Below are 2981 nucleotides of genomic sequence, written 5' to 3'. Positions count from 1 at the left end.
GCGACGGCCAACGACTCCGCCGCCGGCGCGGGCGTGCCTGCGAGCGCCATGCCGCGCGCGCGATACGGCGCGGCCTGCTGCGCCACCTTGCCGCCGCCCGGGTCGCCGAAGACGCCCTCGTAGCGCACGCCGTCCGTCATCTCGACCGGCACGCGCAGCGTGCGCTGGACGCCGCCCTCGTTGACGACGCGCTCCTCGACCGCGACGAAGGACGTGAACGGCGTCAGCAGCCGGTGCGCCAGCGCCACCTGCACGATCTGCTCCTCGAGCGGCTTCGGGTACGTACCCGACTGGAGCCCGCCCAGGTCCTGCGCCATCAGGTCGTCGACCTTCGCCCGCGCCCACATCGACGCGATCGGCGCGTGCGCCGCCTCCAGCTCGGGCAGCGTGACGTCGAGCGTCTGGCGGTACGGCCGGCCCTGCCGGTATCCCGTGAGCACGATGCGCCCGCTGCCGCCGCGCCGGTAGCGCGCATGGATCACGAGCGGCCGCTCCGCCCACAGGTCGGCGTGGCGCAGCGGGAAGACGTCGACCACCTCGAGCCCCTCGAACGCCACCTGCACGTCGGTCAGCACCGGCGACGCGATCTTCTCCCAGAACCTGCCGGCGACGCCGTCGCCGGGGTCCGTCAGCAGCACGACCGCCGCCTCGCCGCCGCCGAGCTTCGCCATGCCGTCGATGAGGAAGCGATTCACGCCGTTGCCGGTGCCGAACGGGAACCAGCGCGACGTGCCGCGCAGCTGCTGCACGAGCGAGAGCACCTCGAGATCGTTGCCGACGAAGCCGTCGGTCATGAAGGTCACGATGCGCAGCCGGTGCGCGCCGGCCGGGGTCGCGCAGGCGGCGCGGACCGCCTCCGCCATCATCGTACCGCCGTTCGCCTCGAGCGCGTCGATGTAGGCGCGCGCCCGCCGGCGCATCTCGGGGCTCGCCGGCTGCGGCGACGCGAACAGCCGGCTCGCCGTGCTCCCGAAGTCGATCACCTGGAAGGTGTCCTGCGGGTGCATGCGATCCAGGATCCAGCGCATCGTCTCCTTCGCCTTGTCGAGCGGCGCGCCCATCTGCGAGCCGGAGCGGTCGATGACGAAGACCAGCTCCTTCGGCGCCGCCTCCGCCGCCGGCACGCGGCGCGGCGGCACCAGCACGACGCTCACATAGCCGTCGCCGCTCGCCGTGCGGTGCGTCAGATAGGCGCTCTGCACGTCGTCGCTCGCCACCGCCCAGCGCAGCACGAAGTCGCGGTTCGGGATCTCGCGCGCCTGACGCAGGCGGACGCGGGCCGTGGTCGGCGTCGGCCGCTCCACGTCGATCGCATGCAGCGCCGAGGTCACCGCCTGGATCGGCACGCCGGCGTCGACGGCGACGGCGATCGCGATGTCGTGCCCGGCGCGCCTGCCCTCGGGCGTCACCGGCGGCGTCACGCGATCGGCGTCCGGCGTCCCGGGCGGCGAGAAGCGCGGCCCGACGACGGTCGGGAAGGTCAGCTCGAACGTGCCGTCGGCGTAACGCAGCGGCTCCGTGTACTCGAGGTGTACCTCCACGCCGGCGCCGGGCATCAGGTTGGCGACGCGCTGGGTGAAGACGTTCGGCCGCTCCTCGTCGAGGAGCGCCGCCACCTGCCCCGCCTGCTTGGCGGCGTCGTAGATGGCCTGTGCCTCGGCGCGGCGCTCGATCTCGCCCTCGATCGTGCGCGCGCCGGTCGTGAGCCGCATGGTGTCGACGGCGCCCTTCTCCGAGAGCGGGAAGGTGTAGACGGCCTCGATCGGATCGGGGAACGGGTTGCGGAAGCGCTGCGTGATCGACACGCGCGCGACGAAGCCTGCGACCGACACCTGCACGTCGGTGTGCTCGAGCGGGCAGCCGCCGCGCGACGTGCCGTCGGGCGCGAGCGCGTCGAGCCCGGCGGTGACGGCCGGCGCGGCGGCGGCAGGAGCGCCGCCGAGAGCGGCGCAGACGAGGGGGACGAGAGCCAGGGACCTTCGCATCGGGAACCTCCTTCACGAGAGAAGGTCTGCGCCGGCGGGGAATCGGATCACGCGCGCGAAACCCCAGCCTGGGCGCCGTGTTGGTGGTCCGCGTCACCCTCCCGTACGATGCCCGCCGCCATGCCGGACCGGACCCGGGTCGTAGAGCGCCTGCTCGCGGGCGAGCGGCTGGCGTTCCTCGAGCTGAACCGGCTGGTCACGGCGACGCTACGGCAGCTGCGCGCCTGGGACTTCCACGACGAGTGGGACGACCTCCGCCAGGAGGTGCTCCTCGCGGTGGTCGCGAGCGCGAAGGCGGGCCGGCTGCGTGACCCCGAGGCCTGCGTCGGCTACGTGCGCATCGTCACGCGCAACAAGTTCGTCGACCGGCTGAAGCACCGCCTGCGCTGGAAGGAGACGGAGACGCTGCCCTGGGACGACGCCGCCGCCCATGCCCTCGCCACGCCGCCCGACGACGGCGAGCGCGCCGCGCTCGACGCGGCCGTCCGCGATCTCGCGCCCGACGAGCGCCGGGTGCTGGACGGCGTCTACCGGGAGGGCAAGACGTATCAGGAGGTCAGCGACCAGACCGGCATCCCGCTCGGGACCATGAAGCGGCGCCTGCGCGACGCCCTGACGACGCTGCGGCGCCGGCTCGCGCCGGGATGATCCGATGCGCCGCCGCCCACCGACCATAGGGACGAGGACCACGCGTCCATGAGCTGCCGCCGCGCCTTCGACATCGACCTCGCCGCCTTCCTCGCGGCGCCGCGGGACGCCGCGTGGGACGCGTTCCGCGCCCACTATCCGACCTGCCCCGCCTGCGCCGCGGAGGTCGCCGCGTGGACCGAGCTCGGGGACCGGCTCGGCGCGGACGCCCACCCGGAGCCCGCCCTGTTGCTGCGCTGGGCGGAGGCGCGCGACGAGCTCGACCCGGGCACGCGCCGCCGTCTCGCCCGCCACCTGGACGGCTGTCCCGGGTGCAGCGAGGAGCTGCGCGCGCTGGCACGCTTCGAC

General features: G+C 74.1%; 3 protein-coding genes. 2 read left to right on the top strand and 1 reads right to left on the bottom strand.

Annotation, left to right across the window (positions count from 1 at the left end; genetic code table 11):
• The coding region (locus KIT14_25905) for a VWA domain-containing protein (GenBank protein MCW5893954.1) at positions 1–1985 on the bottom strand (1985 nt) is incomplete at its 3' end.
• A gap of 120 nt (positions 1986–2105) precedes the next feature.
• Here KIT14_25905 and KIT14_25900 point away from each other — a divergent pair.
• Complete coding sequence (locus KIT14_25900) at positions 2106–2633, top strand: sigma-70 family RNA polymerase sigma factor (GenBank protein ID MCW5893953.1); 528 nt, start codon at positions 2106–2108, stop codon at positions 2631–2633.
• A 48-nt stretch (positions 2634–2681) separates the two neighbouring features.
• Positions 2682–2981: zf-HC2 domain-containing protein (locus KIT14_25895; protein ID MCW5893952.1), on the top strand; the 300-nt coding region annotated here is incomplete at its 3' end.

Source organism: bacterium, assembly GCA_026129405.1.
Lineage (GTDB): Bacteria > Desulfobacterota > Binatia > DP-6 > DP-6 > JAHCID01.
This window is presented reverse-complemented; position numbering and strand designations above follow the sequence as displayed.